Genomic DNA, 17,221 nt, shown 5'->3' with positions numbered 1-17,221 from the left:
CCGGCACTACCCGGTCGCGTCGCCGATGGATTCCAATGAAACCAAATTTCCCTTGCCGCACAAGGCCGCAAGGCTGGTGCACTGCGGCATACTAGGGGTCTTGCCCCACAGGTGTGACATGACGCGCGCGTTCAACTTCAGTGCCGGCCCTGCGACTTTGCCGGAATCGGTCCTGCGTCAGGCGCAGGCGGAAATGCTGGACTGGCACGGGTCCGGCGCTTCGATCGTGGAAATGAGCCATCGCGGCACGGAATTCATGTCCGTGGCCGCCGAGGCCGAGGCCGACCTGCGTCGCCTGCTCGATATCCCCGAAGACTATGCGGTGCTGTTCCTGTCCGGTGGTGCCACCACCCAGCAGGCGTTGATCCCGCTGAACTTCGCCGCCCCCGGCCAGCGTGCCGACTACGTGGTCAGTGGCCACTGGGGCAAGACCGCGGTCAGGCAGGCCGGTGTCTACGTGGACGTCAACATCGCCGCCAGCAGCGAGGCCGATGGCTATCGCACGCTGCCGCCGCACGCCGATTGGCAGCTCTCGCCGGATGCCGCCTACGTGCACATCACCGCCAACGAGACCATCCACGGCGTCGAGTTCCGTGATGTGCCCGATACCGGCAATGTGCCGCTGGTGGCCGACTTCAGTTCGTCCATTGCCAGCGAGCCGCTGGACGTGCGCCGCTACGGCGTGATCTATGCCGGTGCGCAGAAGAACCTGGGTCCGGTCGGCATCGCGGTGATGATCATCCGCCGCGACCTGCTCGAGCGCAGTGGCCAGCCACGCGCGGACATCTTCGATTACCGCTCGCATGTCGCCCGCGATTCGATGCTGAACACCCCGCCGACCTGGAACTGGTATCTGGCCGGTCTGGTGTTCAAGTGGATGCTGGCCGAGGGCGGCGTGACCGAGTTCGCCAGGCGCAATGCCGCCAAGGCCGCGCTGGTGTACGGCGCCATCGACGGCTCCGGCGGCTTCTACCGCAATGAGGTTGCACACGCGGCCCGTTCGCGGATGAACATCCCGTTCTTCCTGCCCGATGCCGATCTCGATGCCCGCTTCGTGGCCGAGGCCAAGGCCGCTGGCCTGCTGGCGCTGAAGGGGCACAAGGTCGTCGGTGGCATCCGTGCCTCGCTGTACAACGCCATGCCGCTGGCCGGGGCCGAGGCGCTGGTCGCCTTCATGGCCGATTTCCAGCAGCGTCACGGCTGAGCAATGAACGGCGCGCACCGTCGGGTGCGTTCCCCGCAACAAGGAATTCCGATGGCAAGCAGCAAATCCAGCAAGAAGGCGCCGAAGAAGGCCGAACCGGCCAAGGACAGCGTGCCCACCAAGGCGAAGGGCAAGGCCAAGGCCACCTCGAACCCGGCACCCACCCTGGCGCCGCTGGCGCTGGCCGATGTGCGCTCGAAGATCGACCAGATCGACCGCGACATCCAGAGCCTGATCGCCGAGCGCGCGCGCTTCGCCCACCAGGTCGGCAAGGCCAAGGGCAAGCTCGCCGCCGCCGTCGACTACTACCGCCCCGAGCGCGAAGCGCAGGTGCTGCGCATGGTGGTGGACCGCAACGAAGGCCCGCTCAGCGATGAACTGCTGGTGCACGTCTACCGCGAGATCATGTCGGCCTGCCTGGCCCAGCAGGAGCCGCTGAAGATCGGCTACCTCGGCCCGGAAGGTACTTTCAGCCAGCAGGCCGTGCTCAAGCACTTCGGCCGCTCCGCGCTGGGCCTGCCGATGGCCAGCATCGAAGAGGTGTTCCAGGAAGTGGAAGCGGGCAACGCCGATTTCGGCGTGGTGCCGGTGGAGAATTCGGGGCAGGGCACCATCCAGATCACCCTGGACATGTTCCTGACCTCCAACCTGAAGATCTGCGGCGAAGTGGAACTGCGCGTGCAGCAGTACCTGATGTCGCGCAGCGGCCGCATCGAGGACATCGAGCGCATCTACGCGCACCCGCAGTCGTTCATGCAGACCTCGGCGTGGCTGCGCGCCAATCTGCCGAAGGCCGAGAAGATTCCGGTGTCGAGCAACGCCGAAGGCGCGCGCCGTGCGCGCAACGCCGACGACGCGGCGGCCATCGGCGGCGAGAGTGCCGGCCACGTGTACGGCCTGAAGAAGGTGGTCACCAAGCCGATCCAGAACGATGCCGACAACACCACCCGCTTCCTGGTGGTGGGCCGCAACATTTTTCCGACCTCCGGCCACGACCGCACCTCGGTGCTGGTGTTCATCCATGACAAGCCCGGTGCGCTGTTCGACGTGCTCAGCCCGTTCGCCCGCCACGGCATCAGCATGAACCGCATCGAGTCGCGGCCGTCACACCACGGCAAGTGGGAGTACGGTTTCTTCATCGACCTGGCCGGCCACATCGACGACGCGCCGATGCAGGCCGCGCTGGCCGAACTGGAAGCGCACTCGGCGCAGATCAAGGTGCTGGGCTCCTATCCGGTGGCCGTGCCCTGAGTGCTGCTGCGGCGGCAACAGCCGCCGCTCCCTGATGCATCGCCGGCGCTGCCGGTGTTTACGGAATGATCGAACGATGAGCAACGCGCAACACTGGATAGCCCGCAAGGGCCAGCCGCTGCAGGGCAGCCTGACCATTCCCGGCGACAAGTCGGTCTCGCACCGCTCGGTGATGTTTGCCGCGCTGGCCGATGGCACCTCGCACATCGAAGGCTTCCTGGAAGGCGAGGACACCCGCGCGACCGCGCGCATCTTCAGCCAGCTGGGGGTGCGCATCGAAACGCCCAGCCCGTCGCAGCGCGTCGTGCACGGTGTCGGCATCGATGGCCTGAAGGCGCCGGATGCACCGCTGGATTGCGGCAATGCCGGTACCGGCATGCGCCTGCTGGCCGGCCTGTTGGCGGGCCAGTCGTTCGACTGCACGCTGATCGGCGATGAATCGCTGTCCGGCCGCCCGATGCGCCGCGTCACTGGCCCGCTGTCGCAGATGGGCGCAAGGATCGACACCCAGGACGACGGCACACCGCCGCTGCACGTGCATGGTGGCCAAGCGCTGCACGGCATCGATTTCGCCTCGCCGGTGGCCAGTGCGCAGGTCAAGTCGGCGGTGCTGCTGGCCGGGCTGTATGCGCAGGGCGAAACCTGCGTGACCGAACCGCACCCGACCCGCGACTACACCGAGCGCATGTTGTCCGCGTTCGGCGTGGACATCGCGTTTTCGCCGGGCAAGGCCCGCCTGCGCGGTGGCCAGCGCCTGCGCGCCACGGATATCGTGGTGCCCGCCGATTTCTCTTCGGCCGCGTTCTACCTGGTCGCCGCCAGCATCATTCCCGGTTCCGAGCTGCGCCTGAAGCAGGTCGGCCTGAATCCGCGCCGCACCGGCCTGTTGCATGCGCTGCGCCTGATGGGTGCGGACATCACCGAAGAGAACCCGGCAGAACAGGGCGGTGAACCGGTGGCCGACCTGGTGGTGCGCTACGCCCCGCTGAAGGGCGCACGCATTCCGGAAGAACTGGTGCCGGACATGATCGACGAGTTCCCGGCGCTGTTCGTGGCGGCAGCTGCTGCAGAAGGCCAGACCGTGGTGACCGGCGCCGCCGAGCTGCGGGTGAAGGAATCCGATCGTCTCGCAGCGATGGCCACCGGCCTGCGCGCGCTGGGCATGCAGGTGGACGAAACTGAAGACGGTGCCACCTTGCATGGTGGCGTGCGCCTGGGCAGCGGCACCATCGAAAGCCACGGCGACCACCGCATCGCCATGGCGTTCGCCATTGCCGGCCAGATCAGTAACGGCGAAGTGCGCATCAACGACATCGCCAATGTCGCCACGTCCTTCCCGGACTTCGACGGCCTGGCGCGCAGCGCCGGCTTCAACCTGGCCTGACCGGCGGATCAGGTTTTCCGGTAGGTGCCAACCATGGTTGGCACGCGCCCCCTGTCCGGTAGGTGCCAACCTCGGTCGGCACGCTCACATCGCCCGGTAGGTGCCGACCTTCCTTGGTCGGCACGCTTCTCCGCATAAAAGGACGGAGGCCGAAGCCTCCGTCTAAACATCACGAACCCCTCGTCCGCGATCAACGCTGTCCGGTACGGAAATCCACCGGGACCCGCACCACACTGGCCACTGCACGGCCTTCATGCATCGCCGGCTGGAACTTCCAGTTCTGCACGGTGCTCAGCACCGCACGATCCAGGTCACGGCTGCGCTCGCCGCTGCGCGAAACAATCGCAGCATTGGTCACTTGGCCGCGGGCATCGACATTCAGGCTGGCGATCACGCTGCCCTGCACGCCATTGCGCAGCGCGGCAGCGGGGTAGGTCGGCTTGCTGTTGCCCGCCAGCGGGCGCGCCTCGCGATTGCGTACGGCAGGGGTCGCCTTGCGCTGGTAGCCGGCCGCTGCGGCCTGGCGTGCCGCAGGCTGCTGTACGTCGGCGACCGGCGCCTGCTCGGGCGCGGGCAGCATGCGCTCGCCGACCGGTGCCGGCGCCACGTCTTCCTGGTTCGAGTGACGCAGCCAGAGCAGTGCGGCGGCAAACATCGCCACGATCAGCGCGATCCACATCCAGGGCGACGTGGGCTTGTGCTGTTCGCTGGCGTCCTGCTGTTGCTGCGGCGAATGAAGGTCTTCGTGGGTGGTGGCGGTCATCGCAAACTCCTTCCGTCAATGGACGACGGGGAGAGTGTTGCGCGGGCCAGTGGCGTAAAGTGTCAGCGTTGCGTCAACGCAACCGGCAGGGTTCAGTTTGCCTGCCGGGAAACGTTCAGTTACTGGGTCTTGAAGTCGAACGGCACTTCAATGCTGCCCGGTACGGCCTGGCCGTTACTCTGTGCCGGGGTGAAGCGCCAGCGGCGCACCGCATCGGTCGCGGCACGGTCGAGCTCGCGTGAGCCGCTGCGCTGGATCACCGTGGCATTGTTCGGATAGCCGGTGGCATCCACGTCCACGCGTACGACCACCGTACCGGTTTCACCGGCGCGCAGGGCGGCGGCGGGATAGGACGGCGGTGGCGACTGGCCGGCAATCGGCATCGGCTGGCTGTTGCCCGTGGCAGCCGGCGCGGGAGCCGGTGCGGCCGGGGCCGCTTCGGCGACGGGCGCCGGCGGTGGCGGCGGGGTTTCGACCAGCTTCGGGGCTTCCTCTTCGACCGGGGCCGGCTTGGCATCGGGCATGTCGCTGGAACCGGCGGCCGCCGCCAGCGGTTCGGGCAGCGGTTCCACCTGCGCCGTCTCCTGCGGGGTCTGTGCGGCCGGGTCGGCGCGGAAGAATTCCTTGTCGCGACCGGTGAACCAGACCAGCACGAACAGCAGCACGCCCACGCCGAAGGCGATGCCCGCGATCTTCAGGGCGTTGCGCGGGATATGCACGGTAAACGACTTGGCGGACGACGAGCGGGGTGCAGACATGGACCGGACCAGTACGGAATGCCCCGATTCTGCCACGGCGGGAATGAACCGGGCGGCAGAAATCCGTATAACAAGCGATAATCCCATCCCTGATACCCACCACGACACCTGCCATGCTTGATCCAGCCCTGCTCCGCCACCAGCCCGCCGACCTCGCCGAACGCCTGCGCGCCAGCCGCGGCTTCGAGCTCGACGTGTCTGCCTTGGAGTCCCTGGAGGCTGATCGCAAGCGCATCCAGGTGCGGACCCAGGAGCTGCAGAGCCTGCGCAACAGCCGTTCCAAGGCCATCGGCCAGGCCAAGGCCAAGGGCGAGGACGTGTCGGCCATCATGGCTGAAGTTGCCGCCTTCGCCGACGAGCTGAAGGCCTCGGAAGTGGCGCTGGACGAGCTGCGCGAGAAGATCGAAGCGATCTCGATGGGGATCCCGAACCTGCCGGCCGATGACGTGCCAGCCGGTGCTGACGAGAACGACAACGTCGAGCAGGCGCGCTGGGGTACTCCGCGCCAGTTCGACTTCAAGGTGCTTGACCACGTCGAACTGGGCGCCCGCAATGGCTGGCTGGACGGCGAGACCGCGGCCAAACTGTCCGGTTCGCGCTTCACCGTCCTGCGCGGCCCGATCGCGCGCCTGCACCGCGCCCTGGCCCAGTTCATGGTCGACCTGCACACCGGCGAGCACGGTTACGAGGAAACCAACGTACCGCTGCTGGTCAATGCTGACTCGCTGCGCGGCACCAGCCAGCTGCCGAAGTTCGAGGACGACCTGTTCAAGACCGCCGTGGGCGACTCCACGCGTTATCTGATCCCGACCTCGGAAGTGCCGCTGACCAACATCGTGCGCGGCGAGATCGTCGACGCCGAGCGTCTGCCGCTGCGCATGACCGCTCACTCGATGTGCTTCCGTGCCGAAGCCGGCAGCGGCGGCCGCGACGTGCGCGGCATGATCCGCCAGCACCAGTTCGAGAAGGTCGAGCTGGTCTCGATCAGCCGCCCGGAAGACAGCGACGCCGAGCACCAGCGCATGACCCGCTGTGCCGAAGTGGTGCTGGAAAAGCTGGGCCTGCCGTACCGCAAGGTGCTGCTGTGCACCGGCGACATGGGCTTCTCGGCGGTGAAGACCTACGATCTGGAAGTCTGGCTGCCGTCGCAGGAGACCTACCGCGAGATCTCCTCGTGCTCGAACTGTGGTGATTTCCAGGCCCGCCGCATGCAGGCGCGCTGGCGCAACCCGGCCACCGGCAAGCCGGAGCTGGTGCATACCCTGAACGGCTCGGGCGTGGCGGTTGGCCGTGCGATGATCGCGGTGATGGAGAACTACCAGAACGCCGACGGCAGCATCACCGTGCCGGAGGCCCTGCGCCCGTACATGGGCGGCCTGGAAACGATCGCCTGACAGCCGGCGCTTTGCGCCGCCGCCCGAGCGTAGGCTCGGGCGCTACAGATCCATGTAGAGCCGAGCCTATGCTCGGCTCTCCTTTATGACCCGCAGCTTCTCCAGCGGCACCCATCCCGGTTCGCCGTTCTCCGGCACGCACCACGCCCAGCCATTGAGGATGCGCAGCCCGCGCAAGATCTGCCTGGGATCCACATCCAGCTCCCGCGCGCAGTAATCCTCCGTGGCATAGGCGTCATCCTGCGCATCGCGACCGATCACCGGCGCCGGCACGAAACCGGGCTGCTGCCCTTCGGCTTGGCACAGGAACCAGTCTTCCCAGCCCTCCGGGCCTTCATAACGTTCGCCCACCACCAGCGCCTGGCCACGGCGCAGGGTGATCGGGTGCGGAAATTCGCTGCGGTGCGCAGCCGTCACGATGTAGTTCATGGCCCCAGCCTAGCGCGTCGCAAAAGAAAACGGCCCCGCATAGCGGGGCCGCCAGGGTGGGCCGGGATGGGGGAGGGGATCCCGGCCCGCGTTCAGCGCCCAGACGAGGAGAGAGGGGCGCCGAACGTTGGAACGCGTTACGCAGCGACGGCTTCGGCCGCTTCGTGCGACGGCAGTGCCGCCAGTGCACCGGCAATGGCGTCTTCACGGTGCTGCGGCGAATAGGCGATGCCCTCGGCGCGCACGAATTCGACCTCGTTGATGCCCATGAAGGCGAACACCTGGCGCAGGAACGGCTCCTGGAAGTCGGCCGGCGAGTCGGTGTAGATGCCGCCACGGCTGCTGGCGATGATCACCCGCTTGCCACCGGCCAGGCCCACCGGGCCGTTCTCGGTGTACTTGAAGGTGCGGCCGGCCACGGCCACGCGGTCGATCCAGGCCTTCAGCGTGGACGGAATGCTGAAGTTGTACATCGGCGCGCCGATCACCACGATGTCGGCGTCCAGGAACTGCTGCATCACCTGTTCAGCATCGGTCGCCTCGGCCGCGTCGGTCCTGGCCAGCGAGCTGCTGCGCAGATGCGGTACCGGATTGGCGTCAAGATCGCGATAATCGACCTGCAGGTCATCGATCTGGCTGGCGAAGCGGGCGACCACGGCGGCCGACAGCTGGCGCGAGACGGAGTTGTCGCCAAGCACGCTGGCGTCGAGATGCAGAAGCTTCATGGCAGTCACCTGTGTTCTGGGAGGAAGGGGCGGGGTGGCCCCGCCGACGGAGAGAACGATAGGTTGTTGCAAAGGCGGAATAAAGGTGATTGAATGCCACGTATTGTTCTAGATATGGAACTCGGGTATGCATGACCTGAATGACCTGTACTACTTCGCGATGGTGGTCGACCACGGCGGATTCGCCGCCGCCGAGCGCGCACTGGGTATTCCCAAGTCGCGCCTGAGCCGCCGCATCAGCCAGCTGGAAACCGACCTGGGCGTACGCCTGCTGCAGCGCTCCACGCGCCGTTTCGCGGTCACCGATGTCGGCACCAGCGTGCATCGCCATGCGCAGACGATGCTGGCCGAGGCCCAGGCCGCCCGCGAAGTGGTGGACCGCCTCAGCGCGGAGCCGCGCGGCGTGGTGCGCGCCAGCGTGCCGGTGTCACTGGCGCAGATGCAGCTTCCCAAGCTGCTGCCCAAGTTCCTTGAGCAGTACCCGAAGGTGCGGCTGCAGCTGAACATCAGCAACCGCCGCGTGGATATCATCAATGAAGGCTACGACGTCGCCCTGCGCGTGCGTTCGCGCCTGGACGACGACGGCAGCCTGGTGATGCGCAGCTTCGGCCAGGTGCAGGAACTGCTGGTGGCCAGCCCGAAGTACCTGGACCGCGCCGGACGCCCCAAGGACCCGGAAGAGCTCACCCAGCACGTCACCCTCAGCATCAGCGAAGACGAAGCACGCCAGCGCTGGGAACTGCATGGCCCGGAAGGCGAAGTGCGCCGGGTCGACTTGCAGCCGCGCGTGGCCGGTTTCGACTTCCCGCTGCTGCAGAGCATGGTGAAGGACGGTTTCGGCATCACCATGCTGCCGGAGACCGTGTGCGCCGACGCCGTGCGCAACGGCGAGCTGGAAGTGGTGCTGCCGGACTGGTCGCTGCCGCAGGGCGTGTGCCACGCCGTGTTCGCTTCGCGCCGCGGCCTGCTGCCGGCGGTGCGCGTGTTCATCGACTTCCTGGCCGAGCACCTGCCGCCGCAGCTGGAGGCCTCGCGCCTGGATTGCGGTGGCGCCTGTGAGAAGGCCAAGGAGCGAATCAAGGCCAGTGCACTGGGTGCGCTGGCGGTGGATGCCGGCTGAGAGCGCTGAACGGTAGCGCCGGGCCATGCCCGGCGTTGCTGTTTTCCGACGATCAGTTCCGGCCGAACAGCCGGTCCCAGAAGCTGCGGCGTCGCGCTGCGGCCGGTGGCGGTTCGGCCGCAACGACGGGCGCTTCCAGCACCGCCATCAGTTCCGCGCTGCGCGGCTTCTTCAGGAAGCGCGCATAGTCCAGATAGCCGGTCACCTTGCTCATGTGAAGGCGTTCGGGCATTGCCGGCAATGCGCCGCCCTGCAACAGCACCCGCAATGCCTGCGGGCGGTCCAGGCGGATCGCCTCGTACAGGGCGGTGCCGCCGCAGCCCGGTTCGATCTGGTTGGCGCGCTGCGGCGCATCCTTCAGCAGGTCCTGCAATGCCTCCGCGTCGTCTCCTTCTACCGCAGCCACCAGCCGCGCCAGCGCCTCGGCTTCCGCAGGGGGCAGGTTGTCGCGATAGGCCTGGTCGGCAATCTCGCGCTCGTCGCGCCCATCGCCGCCCTGGATGCACAGGAAATCGGTGACCAGGGCGACCGGAATGCCGGACGTATCCAGCCCCCAGTAGCTGGGATAGACACCGTCGCCCCAGCCGCTGGTGAAGACCACCAGGCCGTGCGGCGAGTTCTCCCCCCAGGGGCGGTATTCGACGCCTTCGTCCAGGCCATCGTGGTCGATCAGTGCATCCGACCATTCACTCTCTTCCTCGCCATCGGCCTGTTCGATCAGGGCCAGCAGCGCCTGCTGGGTGTCGGTGTCCATGAAACAACCGATGCCAGCGTCGACCGGATAGCCGATGAAGCTGTCCTCATCCAGGCCGGTCAGGTCCTGGGTGGCCCAGCGCGCCATCTGCCAGTGCAGGGCGGTCGCGGTAAGAGCTTCGCGGGGCTTGAACCAGACCACGGCCAGGGCCGGGTGGCCGCTGTGCACGATGATTTCGACCGGGTGCCGCCCCAGCGGGGCGGTGTAGTCGGCCAGCGCAGGCGCCTCGGCCTGGACCAGCGGATCGCAGACCACCAGCTGCCCGCTGCTGACCGGCAGGTGCCCCGCGAAGGTGCGGTGCAGGGCCACAGCGGCCAGCTGTGTATCGTCCAGCAGGCAGGTGCGCAGGTTGGCCAGATCGAGATGGGCCATGGCGGCTCCGAGTGCGGTGAAGGCTCCCACCGTGCCGGATGCGAAGGGCAGGGGCAAGGTGGTCTTGGGCAAATGCCCTTCACGTGCGAGAATACGTCGCTGCCCGGGCGACCGGGACCCGATTGGAGAGATGGCCGAGCGGTTTAAGGCACCGGTCTTGAAAACCGGCGAAGGGTTAAACCTTCCGTGGGTTCGAATCCCACTCTCTCCGCCAGTCTTTGCAAAAAGCTCCTGGAAATAGGGGCTTTTTCGCTTCTACAGCCTTAGCTGCCCGCCCGCTTACCCTTCCACCTGCAAAGGTCGATTCTGCGCGATCTGCTGCCGAACCCAGCCTTGCACCCCGGATTCTATCCAGAGGAAGTTGTCGCCTCGGCCAACAACAGGCGCAGCGCAATCTTCTCCCTGCAGCGACGGAGGCTGCGCCGAACCTTCTGCTCTACGAATTGACCGTCTGACGAAACAGGGCACCGCCCGGGCGTCGGCAAGCATCCGGGCAGTGCCCCAAAACAGGTGATCTCAGCACCTGACATGGCCGTCGCCCCTCGCCAGAGCGTCGGGATTGTCGTCAGGGTCTACGGTAATGGGGAACAGCAAGTGTCTACTCTGCGTTGGGTTGCTCAGCTGCTGCGCCTGTACGTACCAACGAATACTGATCTGAATGTGGATTCAGGGAGACTGCACAGCGCTGAGGGAACCTCTACCAGTAGCACACCGCTGCGGTATGCATCCTTCCATCGACGTGTTCACAGTTCGGGCATCACTTATCAGACACGCCACTTGCGCTGTGTGTGTGCCTTCGAATGGTGAGCTATATGGCTCGGTCACCGACGTTGTACATCTTCCATCATCGATGGAGAGCGTTGCCTTCATGTCTCCCGCGACTACACTCTTAAAAGCAACAGCGCCAGTGGATGTAAAATTTTTGCTACAGGATAGTACCCTTCGGGGGCGACAGCGTACAGATAGTCCGAGCTCCTGGCGGAGATTGGAGCATTGCTCGAAGAGGGGACATCAGCTTTGCTGTTTGTGCAGGACCAACTCCACACTGCCTCTCCGGAGATTGTGGTTGCCCCTCTTGAGGGGACAGAGTCTTTTGCTTCACACAGGGCCTGGTGATAGATCTTGGTTGCTTGACTTTGGTCGTCAAACCGATAGACAAGCCCGCCCTTTCCATCTCTGAACAGACGTTGCTCAACCATCACCGTACCGCCTTGGAAATCGGACGTCGGGATGGTTCGAACGATCCACTTCTTTCCATCGGAAGATTCAAGCTGGCGTTCATGAATCGCCGAGCTTTCACTGGCAATCGGATTGGCGGCCGCTAGTCCTGGCGCGACCGCAACGAGAATGGCGAGGGCGATCAAGGCCTTTCCAATCGGCTTCGATGATTTCTTTACAGTGTCCATACTTTTCCCTTGTTCGATTTGGCGCATCAGTCGAGCTGTTTTCGCAGCTGGCCAGTGACCTCCTGGACTCAAATGCCGAGAGACTTGGAGACACTGCCTACACCGATGCAGGGCTCGCTTGTGCGAGGTTGCTCGCATTTTGTGAAATTGGTTGGCATTTTAACTTTCCCGCGCTGATCGTAATCTTCGCTGGGTCGTGCCTATATTCTTGGCCCTAGTTTCATGGTGATACTGGGAGACAGCCGGCTGGGTGCGGTCACTCTCATCGCCATGCGCGAATGCCCAGGGAGAGGCATTTGTGTTTCTGACAGACTACGACCCCTGGATACTTGAACTGCTGGCTCGCTGGTGAGGTCACGTGTTCATCCCCGACGCCCACCCTTCGGCTTGTTATGGCACAACGGGTAACTCGAGCACGACCGGAACGCCCCGTGCGGCCCATTGCGGTCCACGAACACGCCCACCTTGCACACCGGGCAGCGCTCTTCGTGGATGGCTGTGCCTGAAATCGCGGTCACTTCCACTGCGCCTTCCTTCACCAGCTCATCCAGGAACGGCGAGTGCCTGCCCTGCAGGGTGAACATCGCAACCGATCGTCGCGCCCGCGTCAGCGCGACATAGAACAGGCGCCGTTCTTCGCTCAGCGGATAGGTATCGCCGTCCGGCATTGCCAGCGAAAGCACCGGGTCATCCGCGCGCAGGCTCGGGAAGCTGCGGTTGATCACGCCCGGCAGGATCACGTAGTCCGCCTCGCGCCCCTTCGATCGATGGGCGGTCAGGAACTCGACCTCCATCGTGCTGCCAAAGGCCGTCTTCCAATCCAAAGGCATCGCGCTGCGGTCCGCGCGATACCGCCCCAGAATGAATACAGTCACGCGCCCGTTGCGGCCCTGCGGCACTGCACCTGACAGCAGTTGCTGGTGCAGCGTCGCAAGGTATTGGCGAACACCATCCTGTACCTCTTCACGCCGGTTCATCTGGAACGCCTGCAGCACCGGACCCATTGCCGGCGCAGCAGAGCGGACCTTCTTGGCGATCTGCGCGGGGTTGCGGCTGATGAAGCGGCTGGAAACATCACACAGCGCCTGCGGGCAGCGGAACGTCTGCTCCAGTTTCAGCACCTGGCCATGCCCCATCCATTCGCGGAATCCGGTCATCACCGAAACGTCGGCGCCAGCGAAGCGATTGATCGATTGCCAGTCATCGCCCACCGCAAACAGATGGCGGCCCGGTTGGCTGACCAAGGCACGGCAGAGGCGCGCACGGGCGCGCGACGCGTCCTGGAATTCGTCGGCCATCACCAGTTCGTAGGGCGACTCATAGTGGCCCTGTTCCAGCAGCCCGGCGGCCATGTTGAGCATGTCTTCGAAGTCGATGCTGCGCTCGTCAGCCAGTGCGTTGTCCCAGGCCTGGAAAACCGGCCCGGCGATCTCCAGGAAGCGCCGGTAGCGTTCCTTGAACTGATCCTCAGGCATCTGCCGCAGGCGTGCCGCCATGTCATCCAGCGTCAGGCAGTTGCTCTTGGCATGCGCAATGAAGGTGCGCATCAGGCCGATCAGGTCTGCGTCCGGCATCGGCTTGGCGCCCGGGTCAGGCAGCTCGCGGTCCGGGTTCGGGTCGAGTTCGACACCAGACGCACCCAGCCGCCCGGCAAGATGCTGCAGGGCCTGTCCGCTGCGCAGGCCAAACGACGTCGTCTCGACCAGGGCGGTGCCGCGCGCCACATGCTGCTGGCGCTTCCAGTGCATCCCTTCGCTGTAGTTGGCAAAGTGCTTCGGCGGCTGGCCATCGGCATCCAGCGCAAAGTGCTCGTGATACAGCCGGGCGTCCGGGTAGTAGAAGTCCGGGCGATACTGGCGATGGGTGTCCGTCGCGGTATCGAATTCGTAGCGCCGCTCGTAGTCGTACGCCACGCCGTTGTAGAACAGCCAGTCGGCGATGACGCACTCTTCCAGGCTCTTCACCCGCTCACCCTGCAGGGTACGCATGTAGGGCGTGCCATCGCGGTCGTAACCATCGGCCATCATGTCGGCGCCGAACGGCGGAAGATCGCGCCCGAACACCAGGCGGAACATGTCCCACTGGGTGCGGAAGTGGGTCGAGCGGTCCTTCAGGTCGTCCACCAGTTCGGCCAGCTTGTTGAAGCCCAGCGTCGCGTCGACCGCCCATTCCGGGATATCCGGCTTGCGCCCTGTGGCTTTGGCGATGATGGACAGGCCCAGGGCGTGGAAGGTCCGGGCTTCCACCACGGTATCGCCCATGCCGAGCCGGTCGAAGCATCGCTGCGCGCGCTCTTCGAGCTCCTTGGCGGCGTCCTTGTTGAAGGCGAGCATCACGATCCGTTCGGGCTCCATGAAGCCGCGATCGATGGCATAGGCGGCCTTGGCAACCATCGTGGAGGTCTTGCCAGAGCCGGCCGCGGCCACGACCTGCACGCGGTTGTCGAAGCAGATGACGGCGCGGGCCTGCTCCTCGGTCAGCGGCCTGCTCTCGACCCGGTCCAGGAAGGGCTTGGCCAGACCCAGTTCGCGGGTCGCCATTGCCTCATTGGCGTCCGCCCACAGGGCGGGCCAATCCAGCTGCCAGTCATGCAGTGCGTCCAGTGCCATGCGGTGGCGGTCCGAGTGCAGGTCGTCATGCACCTCCTCGTCGAGGAACAGCTGCTCCAGCTCGGCGGGCGGCAGGGGCAGGGACGGGCGGTCGGCCAGCAACGCCTGCTGCTGTTCGTACGTGATCCAGCGGCGGCCGGTGGTGCCTCGGTCGGTAAGCGCATCTGCCTCGGCCAGCCACGCCTGGATCTGCGCCAGAACGTGCTCAAACAGTGCCTTGCGCCCTCGTCTGGAGCGCGCGAAAAGCACGTGCTGAACGGCAGCGGCAAGCCGGGAGCCCTGGCTGTTCGGCAGCCCATCCACAGACAGTGCTTCGCCGCGCTCGGTCGTCAGTTCGACCCTGGACCAGAGTACGCCGCGAACGACCCGCACGCTGTGTTCGTTCGCTACATGCTGGCGGTACTGCCTGCCGTCGATCAAAAGCGCGACCTGTTCGCCATCCAGCCGCAACTGCCAGTCCGGCGAGCGGGTCACACGCTGGCCCCAGCCCGAGGGGCGCCATTCCATAGACATCCAGATACTGCCTTGCGTACGTCACCGGGCGTAAAGCGCCCTTGCCGCCCCATGATAAGGCGGCTTGGCGTGGCACGTTGCGTTTTTCCGGTCAGTCGCGCGCGTGAGCCAGCGATGGCATTGCACCCTCGCCGGTACGACAGGCGTCAGGCGTTCACATCCACGACGATGCGGCCGCGCACCTTGCCGGGGATGATCTGCTCATAGACATGCAGCACCTCGGCGAGGCCGATCTGCTGCACGGTACTTTCCAGCTTCTGCGGGTCCAGGTCAGTTGCAAGCCGATCCCAGGCGCGCTGGCGAACCTCTTGTGGGGCATTCACCGAATCCACGCCGGCCAGGGTCACGTTGCGCAGGATGAAGGGCAATACCGAGCCGTGCAGAGCGTCGCTCTGGGCCAGGCCGCACGCGGCCACGGCGCCGCGGTACTTGGTCTCGGCGATGGCGTTGACAAGGGTGGGGCCGCCGGCCACATCGACCACGCCTGCCCAGCGCTCGGCACTCACCGGCCGCTCGCGCGGCTCCGAAAGCTGCGCACGATCGATGATCTCGGCCGCACCCAGGTTGTGCAGATACTCAGCATGCTCCGGACGTCCGGTGGCGGCTACCACGCGGTAACCCAGCTTCGAGAGGATTGCCACCGCGATCGAGCCGACGCCACCGTTGGCGCCGGTTACCAGCACATCGCCCTTGTCGGGCGTCACGCCGGCATGTTCCAGGGCGAGCACGCACAGCATCGCGGTATAGCCAGCGGTGCCGATGGCCATGGCATCGCGGGTGCTCAGGTTGCCGGGAATCCGGTTGAGCCATTCACCGCGTACGCGGGCGCGCTGGGCCAGGCCGCCGTGGTGGCCCATGCTCAGGTCCCAGCCATTGAGTACGACGCGGTCGCCTGGCTTGAAGTCGGTCCTGCTGGATTCCAGTACCACGCCTGCCAGATCGATGCCGGGAATGAGCGGGAATGTCCGGATGATCGGACTCTTGCCGGTGAGCGCAAGCGCATCCTTGTAGTTGAGCGTGGAGTACTCGACCTGCACCAGGACGTCGCCGTCCATCAGATTCGCCTCATCGAAATCGACCAACTCGGTCGAGAGCTGGTTGTTCGTCTTGCGTGTCAGCAGGGCTTTGAACGTCATGGATGGCCTCACATTCATGGAATGGGGCCATGCTAGGCTCGTGCCACTATTGCAACAAGAACGATGATTTTCCGTAGGTACTATGGTTTTCCGGAGTATGCATGCGTAGCAGGCGTTGGGATGGCAAGAGCGGGTGTGCGGTGGAAGTCACGCTGTCCGTGATCGGTGGCGTGTGGAAGCCGATCATTCTGTTTCACCTGATGACCCGCAAGCGACGTTTCATGGAATTGACCCGGCGGGTGCCCAACGCCACCCAGTCCATGCTCACCAGCCAGCTCCGTGAACTGGAAGCCGATGGCGTGGTGATCCGCCACGTGTATCCGGAAGTGCCGCCAAAGGTGGAATACGAGCTGTCCGAGTTCGGTCGCACGCTGGTGCCGGTGCTGCTGGCCATGCGCGAGTGGGGCGAGACCTACCGCGGCTATCAGAGCACCCAAGGCGATAGCTGAAGGCTGAGGGGCGTTGCGCCTGCCGCATGTGGGTTTCGCGAATGCCTACAGCCATCGGCGGGTCTTTGGCACCGCGACCGCGCATGTCGTATACGGCTGGATAGGGCGTCCGGAAAGTACGCGTCGATGGTAGTCGCCTGCTGGCGAAGAACGCCAGTCAATGGACAACTCGACATCCACTGACGCAACCAACGTAGCGACGTGATCGATCAGGATTTCCCTGCTTTCCACCGCCGGTTCAGGGCGGTAACCATGTCCGCGCCAAGGCATTCGCCGTGGCCGGGATTGGCGTCCCGAACTTACGTAGTACAAGGCGTCGTAGTTGCAACGTATGTTGCGATCACGACAATGCACCTTCTGTCAGTTCATGGCGGATGGTGCGTGGGGGTCTTAGGGCCCGTCGGCTTTCGTACTACGTATCCGGCACGCCAACCCGCACCGTCCGCCACCTTGCATCTGCAGGTGGCCACAACGTGAGGTTGCCGTCATGCCCGAACGTCTTCCCGACCATCCCCGCCTGCACGCGCTGCTGGGTGCCGCTGTACTTGATCTTCCCGCTGCCTTGGCCGAAACGCTGGAGGACGCGCTCCGCGAATCCGCCGAGTTCGTCACCCCATCGGCATTCTTTGCACACCTGAAAGGCCACGGCAGGAACCTGCGCGCCGATGGCGAGGCCTGGAGTGAAATGTGCCTGAGCCCCGGCCGCGCCTTCGACATGGCCCTGGCCACCCGCAGCGTTTCGGGCATCACGGCTTTGACTGCGGTGCTGCACGCCGCGCATGTGGCGCGGGAGAGCGACGATCCCGCCTGCTGCCCCTCCGCAGCCGTGGTCGAAGGTCTGTTCAACGCCTGCCAGGCGTTGTCGCTGCAGGTGGAACGCTGCCTGGTGCCGTGAAGGGCTGCGACGCGGTTCCTGTTCCGTTGACGCCCGGTTCCCTATAGTGGCGCTGGAAC

General features: G+C 65.3%; 15 protein-coding genes and 1 tRNA gene. 8 read left to right on the top strand and 8 right to left on the bottom strand.

Translation table 11 applies throughout. The features are described 5' to 3' along the window. Positions 1–118: 118 nt before the first annotated feature. The 3 genes from serC (at position 119) to aroA (ending at position 3,839) form a co-directional block, all read left to right on the top strand. Positions 119–1,204 carry a 3-phosphoserine/phosphohydroxythreonine transaminase gene (gene serC / locus ROV93_RS22035; RefSeq protein ID WP_072168116.1) on the top strand — a complete coding sequence of 362 codons (1,086 nt, stop codon included), beginning with the start codon at positions 119–121 and terminating at the stop codon, positions 1,202–1,204. A gap of 51 nt (positions 1,205–1,255) precedes the next feature. After that, a complete protein-coding gene (gene pheA / locus ROV93_RS22030) occupies positions 1,256–2,455 on the top strand; it encodes a prephenate dehydratase (RefSeq protein WP_005417297.1) in 1,200 nt (399 codons plus the stop codon). Between the two features lie 76 nt (positions 2,456–2,531). Continuing rightward, on the top strand, positions 2,532–3,839 hold the full coding sequence (gene aroA, locus ROV93_RS22025; protein ID WP_072168115.1) for a 3-phosphoshikimate 1-carboxyvinyltransferase: 1,308 nt from the start codon (positions 2,532–2,534) through the stop codon (positions 3,837–3,839). Between the two features lie 190 nt (positions 3,840–4,029). Here the strand turns inward: aroA and ROV93_RS22020 are convergent, their stop codons facing one another. Both ROV93_RS22020 and ROV93_RS22015 read right to left on the bottom strand, forming a co-directional pair. Next, positions 4,030–4,602 carry an energy transducer TonB gene (locus tag ROV93_RS22020; protein ID WP_072168114.1) on the bottom strand — a complete coding sequence of 191 codons (573 nt, stop codon included), beginning with the start codon at positions 4,600–4,602 and terminating at the stop codon, positions 4,030–4,032. Between the two features lie 119 nt (positions 4,603–4,721). After that, a complete protein-coding gene (locus tag ROV93_RS22015; RefSeq protein ID WP_072168113.1) occupies positions 4,722–5,360 on the bottom strand; it encodes an energy transducer TonB in 639 nt (212 codons plus the stop codon). 113 nt (positions 5,361–5,473) lie between these two features. Between ROV93_RS22015 and serS the strand changes: the two genes are divergently transcribed. After that, positions 5,474–6,754: a serine--tRNA ligase gene (serS, locus tag ROV93_RS22010; protein WP_180890778.1), complete on the top strand. Its 1,281-nt coding sequence runs from the start codon at positions 5,474–5,476 to the stop codon at positions 6,752–6,754. 66 nt (positions 6,755–6,820) lie between these two features. On the opposite strand, the gene ROV93_RS22005 is transcribed toward serS, so the two are convergent. Then, the gene (locus ROV93_RS22005; RefSeq protein WP_072168111.1) at positions 6,821–7,183 is read right to left on the bottom strand and encodes a ligand-binding protein SH3; all 363 of its coding nucleotides are present in this window, start codon (positions 7,181–7,183) and stop codon (positions 6,821–6,823) included. Positions 7,184–7,320: 137 nt separating this feature from the next. After that, on the bottom strand, positions 7,321–7,908 hold the full coding sequence (locus ROV93_RS22000; RefSeq protein ID WP_072168109.1) for an NAD(P)H-dependent oxidoreductase: 588 nt from the start codon (positions 7,906–7,908) through the stop codon (positions 7,321–7,323). Between the two features lie 127 nt (positions 7,909–8,035). On the opposite strand from ROV93_RS22000, the gene ROV93_RS21995 reads away from it, so the two are divergent. After that, positions 8,036–9,028: a LysR family transcriptional regulator gene (locus ROV93_RS21995; RefSeq protein ID WP_005410175.1), complete on the top strand. Its 993-nt coding sequence runs from the start codon at positions 8,036–8,038 to the stop codon at positions 9,026–9,028. A gap of 52 nt (positions 9,029–9,080) precedes the next feature. Here the strand turns inward: ROV93_RS21995 and ROV93_RS21990 are convergent, their stop codons facing one another. Continuing rightward, a complete protein-coding gene (locus tag ROV93_RS21990; protein ID WP_072168108.1) occupies positions 9,081–10,154 on the bottom strand; it encodes a DUF4241 domain-containing protein in 1,074 nt (357 codons plus the stop codon). A 124-nt stretch (positions 10,155–10,278) separates the two neighbouring features. Between ROV93_RS21990 and ROV93_RS21985 the strand changes: the two genes are divergently transcribed. Continuing rightward, positions 10,279–10,368 (top strand) — tRNA-Ser (locus tag ROV93_RS21985). Between the two features lie 667 nt (positions 10,369–11,035). On the opposite strand, the gene ROV93_RS21980 is transcribed toward ROV93_RS21985, so the two are convergent. The 3 genes from ROV93_RS21980 to ROV93_RS21970 form a co-directional block, all read right to left on the bottom strand. Beyond that, positions 11,036–11,587, bottom strand: a complete 552-nt coding sequence (locus tag ROV93_RS21980) for a hypothetical protein (RefSeq protein WP_143592557.1) — start codon at positions 11,585–11,587, stop codon at positions 11,036–11,038. A 335-nt stretch (positions 11,588–11,922) separates the two neighbouring features. Beyond that, a complete protein-coding gene (locus ROV93_RS21975) occupies positions 11,923–14,676 on the bottom strand; it encodes a UvrD-helicase domain-containing protein (protein WP_072168107.1) in 2,754 nt (917 codons plus the stop codon). 152 nt (positions 14,677–14,828) lie between these two features. Next, the gene (locus ROV93_RS21970; protein WP_072168106.1) at positions 14,829–15,818 is read right to left on the bottom strand and encodes an MDR family oxidoreductase; all 990 of its coding nucleotides are present in this window, start codon (positions 15,816–15,818) and stop codon (positions 14,829–14,831) included. Positions 15,819–15,919: 101 nt separating this feature from the next. Here ROV93_RS21970 and ROV93_RS21965 point away from each other — a divergent pair, with 101 nt between their 5' ends. Beyond that, the gene (locus ROV93_RS21965; protein ID WP_072168105.1) at positions 15,920–16,267 is read left to right on the top strand and encodes a helix-turn-helix domain-containing protein; all 348 of its coding nucleotides are present in this window, start codon (positions 15,920–15,922) and stop codon (positions 16,265–16,267) included. 487 nt (positions 16,268–16,754) lie between these two features. Beyond that, positions 16,755–17,162, top strand: coding sequence for a hypothetical protein (locus ROV93_RS21960; protein ID WP_072168104.1), 408 nt, complete (start codon positions 16,755–16,757; stop codon positions 17,160–17,162). The last annotated feature ends 59 nt before the right edge of the window (positions 17,163–17,221 follow it).

The organism is Stenotrophomonas maltophilia group sp. msm4, assembly GCF_032025605.1.
Lineage (GTDB): Bacteria > Pseudomonadota > Gammaproteobacteria > Xanthomonadales > Xanthomonadaceae > Stenotrophomonas > Stenotrophomonas sepilia.
This window is presented reverse-complemented; position numbering and strand designations above follow the sequence as displayed.